Below are 6,347 nucleotides of genomic sequence, written 5' to 3' on the forward strand. Positions count from 1 at the left end.
AGAATTGGAACAGCCTCCCCGACTGAGAGGAACGGTCATGGTGGAGATCAAGACGGACGCCGCACTGGACGCGATGCGCGTCGCGGGACGGGTGGTCGCCGACATCCTGCGCGAGACCCGTGCCGCCGCCGGCGTGGGCGTGCGGCTGAACGAGCTGGACGAGGTGGCACGGGAGGTGCTCCGCAAGGCGGGTGCCACCTCGCCGTTCCTGCACTACCGCCCCGACTTCGCCCCCGTGCCCTACCCCGCCTCCCTGTGCGTCTCGGTCAACGACGCCATCGTGCACGGCATCCCCGGCGACTACCGGCTGCGCGACGGGGACTTGGTGAGCGTCGACTGCGGTGCCGAGGTGGACGGCTGGACGGGCGACGCGGCCGTGAGCTTCTGCGTGGGCACCGCACGCCCCGAGGACCAGGCGCTGCTCGACGCGACGCGGGGCGCGCTGGAGGCGGGCATCGCGGCGGCGGTCGCGGGCGGACGGCTCGGCGACATCTCGCACGCCGTCGGCAGCCACGCCCGTGCCGCCGGGTACGGCATTCCGCAGGGGTTCGGCGGGCACGGCATCGGCCGCAGCATGCACGAGGACCCGGCGGTACCGAACGAGGGCAGGCCGCGCCGCGGCTTCCCCCTGCGCCCCGGGCTGACACTCGCCATCGAGCCCATGCTGCTGGCGGGCGGCCAGGACGGGTTCTTCACCGCGCCGGACGGATGGACACTGTGCACCACGGACGGCAGCAGGGCCGCGCACTTCGAACACACGGTGGCGGTCACACCGGAGGGACCGCGGATACTGACCGCGCCCTGAGGGGCGCATGCGCCCCGGCGGACCCCAGGAGAGTGACCGGTGGCGGCCCGGTGAGCCGCTGGCCCTTCCGGTGCCGCCCCGGTCACCGGCGGCGCGTCCCTGGAGGCGCTCAGGCCGGCACCCCCCACGAGGCCGGCTCTTCTCAGCGCTCCGCACCGCCTTCCCGCGCGGGATCGCTCATGCAGTCTGTCGAGAACTTCCACGGAACGCACATCGACCGATCAAATTCGGTAACGTCGCGTATTAAATAAGTGGCGCTGTGTGACTGGGCGGAGTGTGCGGCAGCCCCCCGTCAAGCCCCCGCCGACCTGCGCTGTTGATCCGCTCACCGGTACGGGCGTCCGCAAACGCGTGCGGACGAGCGGGAACGGCCGGCCGTGTCGGCTCGGCAACACGGCCGGAACCCGCTCATCAGCACCCCTCACTCGGCGGTCGCGGCCCCGCGCCGGTCCGCGATCTGCCGTGTCATCAGCGTCGTCAGCTCGTACGCCGTGTGCGAGGCCGCGACGGAGGTGATCTCCGCGTGGTCGTAGGCGGGGGCGACCTCGACCAGGTCGGCGGAGATCAGATGGCAGTCGGACAGCCCGCGCACGATCTCCAGCAGCTCCCGCGAGGTCAGCCCGCCCGCCTCCGGGGTCCCCGTGCCGGGCGCGTGCGCGGGGTCGAGCACGTCGATGTCGATCGAGACGTACAGCGGCCGGGAGCCGATCCGCTGCCGCAGCTGGTCGACGACCTCGTCCACCCCACGGCGCATCACGTCGGCGGAGGTGACGATGCCGAAGCCCATCTTGGCGTCGTCGTCCAGATCCCGCTTCCCGTACAGCGGCCCGCGCGTACCCACGTGGGAGAGCGCCGAGGTGTCGAGAACGCCCTCCTCGACGGCGCGCCGGAACGGGGTGCCGTGCGTGTAGGGAGCGCCGAAATAGGTGTCCCAGGTGTCCAGGTGCGCGTCGAAGTGCAGCAGGGCGACAGGACCGTGCTTGCGGGCCATCGCGCGCAGCAGGGGAAGCGCGATGGTGTGGTCGCCGCCCAGCGTCATCAACCGGGAGCCCGCGTCCAGGAGTTCCCCCGCCGCGTGCTCGACCGTCTCGAGGGCCTCGCCGATGTCGAAGGGGTTGACGGCGATGTCGCCCGCGTCGGCCACCTGCGCCAGCGCGAAGGGTGAGGCGTCCTGCGCCGGGTTGTAGGGGCGCAGCAGCCGGGACGCCTCACGGATGGCGTTGCCGCCGAAACGGGCGCCCGGACGGTAGGAGACCCCGGTGTCGAAGGGGACGCCCACCACGGCGACGTCCGCACGGCCCTCCGTCTGGTCGATCCGGGGCAGCCGCGCGAAGGTCGCGGGGCCGGCGTAGCGGGGGACCCTGGAGGAGTCGACGGGACCGCGCGGCTGCCGCACGTCGTGCGAGGCGTGGGTGGGAGAGTTGTCGCTGCTGGTCATGGTGTCGAGCGTAGGCCGAACGGGTGGCCGGACCGTTAGACGGTACTGAGCGGCGTACGCCTCCTTTTGGACACTCCGTCCATCGAGCGCCCGTACGAGACACAATGGCCCCATGCCACAGCCTCTCTTGCCCGTGTCGCTCCCTCTGCCGCTCCCGGAAGCGCCCACCCGCCACGAGCTGCTCAGCCACCTGGTGCGCACCCGGATCGCGGGGGACGTCGCCACTCCGCGGGAGAACAACCTCGACCACTACCGCAAGCTGGCCAACGGCGACCGGCACTACTGGCTCGGTCTGGAGCTGGGCGAGCGCTGGGCCGACGAACAGGACGTGCTCGCGGTCATGGCGGAGCGCTGCGGCGTCAGCGACGACCCGGACTACCGCACGGGCCAGGACACCATCGACCCCGAACTGACCGTCGCCGCGCTCGACCGGGCCGCCGCCGAACTGCGCAAGGCCGCCGAGGGGCGCGGCCGTGTGCTGTTCGCCACCGGACACCCCGGAGCGCTGCTCGACATGCACGGGACGCTGGCCACCGCGCTGCGCGCCGCCGGCTGCGACATCGTGCGCTCCCCGCTGCGGGTCTTCGCGGACGAAGGCGTCATCGTGCAGTTCCAGGGCGTCGCCGTCTACGAGCGGGGCGCCTCGCTGTGGCACACCCACTCCCCCGAGCCCATGGCCGGCGTCCTGCACGGACTGGAGCAGGCCGGGGAGCGGCTGCCCGACCTGGTGGTGGCGGACCACGGCTGGGCGGGCCGCGCCGCGCAGCACGGCCTGACCACCGTCGGCTTCGCCGACTGCAACGACCCCGCGCTCTTCCTCGGTGAGGCGGAGGGCACGCTGGAGGTCACCGTGCCCCTGGACGACCACGTCGTCGACCCGCGCTTCTACGAGCCGATGACGGCCTACGTGCTCGCGGCGGCCGGACTGGCCGGCTGAGCTCCCGCACGCCCCGACGCGTTGCCGCCCTCCGAGCGCGGGACGCGCACCACGCCCTCCTGGATGACCGAGACGACCAGCCGGCCGTCCCGGGTGAAGATCCTGCCCTTGGCCAGTCCCCTGCCACCCTGCGCGGTGGGCGACTCCTGGTCGTAGAGCAGCCACTCGTCCGCACGGAACGGACGGTGGAACCACATGGCGTGATCCAGGCTGGCCCCCACCACGTCACCGACCGCCCAGCCGCCCCTGCCGTGTGCCAGCAGCACCGAGTCCAGCAGCGTCATGTCCGAGACGTACGTCGCCAGACAGATGTGCAGCATCGGATCGTCCGAGATGCCGTCCAGCTTGCCGTTGGTGCGAAACCACACCTGTGAGCGCGGCTCGGAGGGACTGCCGACACTGGCGAACGGCGGCGCCTCCACGTAGCGCAGATCCACCGCGGCCCGCGCCCGCAACAGCCTCTCGGGCACCTGGGGATCGGTGAACAGGCCGTGGTAGCGCGGCAGCATGTCCTGTGCCGTCGGCAGCGTCTCCGGGTCCGGCGCCGACGGCATCGCCTCCTGGTGCTCCATCCCCTCCTCGTACACCTGGAACGAGGCGGACAGGTGGAAGATCGGCTGCCCGTGCTGGACGCCCACCACCCGGCGGGTGGTGAAGGAACGCCCGTCGCGTATCCGGTCCACCGTGTAGACGATGGGCGCACCGGGGTCGCCGGAGCGCAGGAAGTACGCGTGCAGGGAGTGCGGCAGCCGCCCCTCGGGAACGGTGCGGCACGCGGCGACGAGCGCCTGCGCCGCGACCTGGCCGCCGAAGACCCTGGGGACCACGGAGGCACGGCTGCTGCCGCGGAAGATGTCCTGCTCGACCCGCTCCAGATCGAGCAGGTCGAGCAGGGACGTCAGTTCTTGGCTCATGCGCCCGATTCTGCCGAGGAGCGGTCCGAAGGTGTTACGTCGCAGATCACAGGCGCGCGGTGAGGATTCACAGCCCCATGGACTTCGCGACGATGGAGCGCATGACCTCACTCGTACCGCCGTAGATCCTCGAGACCCGGGTGTCGGCGTACAGGTTGGCGATGGGGTACTCCAGCATGTAGCCGTACCCGCCGTGCAGCTGGAGGCATTTGTCGATCACCCGGGCCGCCAGCTCGGTGGTGAACAGCTTGGCGGAGGCGGCGTCGGCCGGCGTCAGGTCCCCCGCGTCCAGCGCTTCGAGAGCGCGGTCGCAGACGGCCTGCATCGCGTCCACGTCGGCCTTGCAGTCGGCGAGGACGAACTTGGTGTTCTGGAAGGAGGCGACCTCCTTGCCGAAGACCGTCCGCTCCTTCACGTAACTGTGCGCGAACCGCACCGCCGCCGCCGACTGCGCGTAGGCGCCCAGCGCGATCCCGAGCCGCTCCTGGGGAAGGTTCTGGCCCAGGTAGCCGAACGCCTTGCCCTCCTCGCCCAGCAGGTCCTCGACCGGGACCTTGACGTCGGTGAAGGACAGCTCGGCCGTGTCCGAAGCGCGCAGCCCCAGCTTGTCCAGCTTGCGGCCCACCGCGTAGCCCTCGCTCCTGGCGTCCACCACCAGGATCGAGATGCCGCCCCGCCGGTCCTCGGGCGTCGGAGGCGCGGTACGGGCGCACACCAGGACGCGGTCGGCCTGGACACCACCGGTGATGAAGGTCTTGGCGCCGTTGAGGACGTAGTGGGTGCCGTCCTCGGACAGCTTCGCCGTCGTCTTCATCCCGGCCAGGTCGGACCCGGTGCCCGGCTCCGTCATGGCGATGGCGGTCATCATCTCGCCCGAGACGAAGGCGGGCAGCCAGCGCTTCTTCTGCTCCTCGTTGCCGTACTTGAGGATGTACGGGAGACAGAGCGCCGTGTGCACGCTCGAACCGCCGAAGCTGACGCCCGCGCGGGCGCACTCCTCGGTGATGACGGCGTTGTACTTGAAGCTGGTCTCGCCCGCCCCGCCGTACTCCTCGGGCACCTCGATGCCGAAGACGCCCAGCTCGCCGAGTTTCTTGTAGAAGTCCTTGGGGACGTGGCCCTGCTCGGCCCACTGCGCGTAGTGGGGCACGACCTGATCCGCGATGAAGTCGCGGATCGTCCGGCGGAACGCCTCGTGGTCCTCGTTGAACACCGTGCGGCGCACAGCACGCCTCCTCGTCGCCTCGGCCATGGCTAAGCGCTTGCTCAGCTTGTTCGGCCCAAGCTACCGACCGGTCATGTCCACTGTCCAGAGCCACTCACGCCGGCCTCGGCGCCGTGGACGCGCCCCCGAGGGGCGCGGGGAACGGCGCGACCGGCCACCGCCCCACCCCGCAGCCGCACACGGCACACGGCACACGGTGACGCCCCTCGCCGAGCAAGGCCCGCCCGGAGCAAGGCCCGCAGGGCGAGCCCTCAGGACGAGCCCGCAGGACGAGCCCTCAGCGTGCGAGGCCGCGCGGAGCAGCGGCCGAGAAGGCTCCGCGCGCCAGGCGGTGCAGCAGCGCGGCGGTCGTCTCGCGGTCGGGCATCGAGGAGGACCCGCTCAGATGCGGCGTCGAGTTGAGCAGCCCGAAGACGGTGTGCACGGCGACGCGGGCCTCCAGCTCGGTCAGGTCGGTGTAGACCGCACGCAGCGCCGAGACCCACAGCTCGACGTACTGCCGCTGGAGCTTCCTGACCTTCTTGCGGTCGGCCTCGGGGAGCCGGTCGAGTTCGCGGTCGTGGAGGGTGATCAGCTCCCGGTCGTCGAGCGCGAAGTCGATGTGCCCCTCGATCAGCGCGTCCAGCGCCTCCTCGGGACCGAGTCCGGCCGCCAGCGACTCCTCCGCCCTGCGCCGCCCGCCCTCGTGGAGCCGCTCGCTGATCCCGACCAGCAACTCGGCGAGCATCGCGTCCTTGCCCGCGAAGTGGCGGTAGAGCCCCGGGCCGCTGATACCGACGGCGGCTCCTATCTCGTCGACCCCCACCCCGTGGAACCCGCGCTCGGCGAAGAGCCGCGCGGCTTCGCCCAGGATCTGCTCCCGCCGACTTGGTGCAGCTGTACCCGCCGCCGTCCTGTTGCTCATTCTCCCATTCTAGACAGCCCCGTTAGTAGCCGTTAACCTGAAGTCGTCGGTTAACGGCCACTAACCCGTCTCGCCGCGCGGCGGGCGGGTGGCGGGCCCGGCGGGGCGGTGTGCCGACCGGCCC

The 6,347-nt window shown here is 71.4% G+C and carries 6 protein-coding genes; 2 read left to right on the plus strand and 4 right to left on the minus strand.

Annotated elements, in window-relative coordinates:
- The first annotated feature begins 37 nt into the window (after positions 1–37).
- Positions 38–805 carry a type I methionyl aminopeptidase gene (gene map / locus AB8Z75_RS10010; protein WP_369201087.1) on the plus strand — a complete coding sequence of 256 codons (768 nt, stop codon included), beginning with the start codon at positions 38–40 and terminating at the stop codon, positions 803–805.
- Between the two features lie 421 nt (positions 806–1,226).
- On the opposite strand, the gene speB is transcribed toward map, so the two are convergent.
- The gene (speB, locus tag AB8Z75_RS10015; protein WP_369201089.1) at positions 1,227–2,243 is read right to left on the minus strand and encodes an agmatinase; all 1,017 of its coding nucleotides are present in this window, start codon (positions 2,241–2,243) and stop codon (positions 1,227–1,229) included.
- A gap of 112 nt (positions 2,244–2,355) precedes the next feature.
- On the opposite strand from speB, the gene AB8Z75_RS10020 reads away from it, so the two are divergent.
- Positions 2,356–3,180 carry a phosphatase gene (locus AB8Z75_RS10020; protein WP_369201091.1) on the plus strand — a complete coding sequence of 275 codons (825 nt, stop codon included), beginning with the start codon at positions 2,356–2,358 and terminating at the stop codon, positions 3,178–3,180.
- Here AB8Z75_RS10020 and tesB read toward each other — a convergent pair.
- The 3 genes from tesB to AB8Z75_RS10035 all read right to left on the minus strand — a co-directional run bounded on the left by tesB (position 3,147) and on the right by AB8Z75_RS10035 (position 6,223).
- Positions 3,147–4,094: an acyl-CoA thioesterase II gene (tesB, locus tag AB8Z75_RS10025; RefSeq protein WP_369201092.1), complete on the minus strand. Its 948-nt coding sequence runs from the start codon at positions 4,092–4,094 to the stop codon at positions 3,147–3,149. The two genes, AB8Z75_RS10020 and tesB, sit on opposite strands and share 34 nt — an antisense overlap.
- Positions 4,095–4,161: 67 nt before the next feature.
- On the minus strand, positions 4,162–5,319 hold the full coding sequence (locus AB8Z75_RS10030) for an acyl-CoA dehydrogenase family protein (RefSeq protein ID WP_369201093.1): 1,158 nt from the start codon (positions 5,317–5,319) through the stop codon (positions 4,162–4,164).
- Between the two features lie 277 nt (positions 5,320–5,596).
- A complete protein-coding gene (locus AB8Z75_RS10035) occupies positions 5,597–6,223 on the minus strand; it encodes a TetR/AcrR family transcriptional regulator (protein ID WP_369201094.1) in 627 nt (208 codons plus the stop codon).
- Positions 6,224–6,347 lie beyond the last annotated feature (124 nt).

Origin of the sequence: Streptomyces sp. PU-14G (assembly GCF_041028275.1) — a bacterium.
Classification (GTDB): Bacteria; Actinomycetota; Actinomycetes; order Streptomycetales; family Streptomycetaceae; genus Streptomyces.

What these genes read in the sequence shown, in the direction of transcription:
- map (WP_369201087.1), top strand. Translation starts at nt 38, where the DNA reads ATGGTGGAGATCAAGACGGACGCCGCACTGGACGCGATGCGCGTCGCG.
- AB8Z75_RS10020 (WP_369201091.1), top strand. Translation starts at nt 2,356, where the DNA reads ATGCCACAGCCTCTCTTGCCCGTGTCGCTCCCTCTGCCGCTCCCGGAA.
- AB8Z75_RS10035 (WP_369201094.1), bottom strand. Translation starts at nt 6,223, where the DNA reads ATGAGCAACAGGACGGCGGCGGGTACAGCTGCACCAAGTCGGCGGGAG.
- speB (WP_369201089.1), bottom strand. Translation starts at nt 2,243, where the DNA reads ATGACCAGCAGCGACAACTCTCCCACCCACGCCTCGCACGACGTGCGG.
- tesB (WP_369201092.1), bottom strand. Translation starts at nt 4,094, where the DNA reads ATGAGCCAAGAACTGACGTCCCTGCTCGACCTGCTCGATCTGGAGCGG.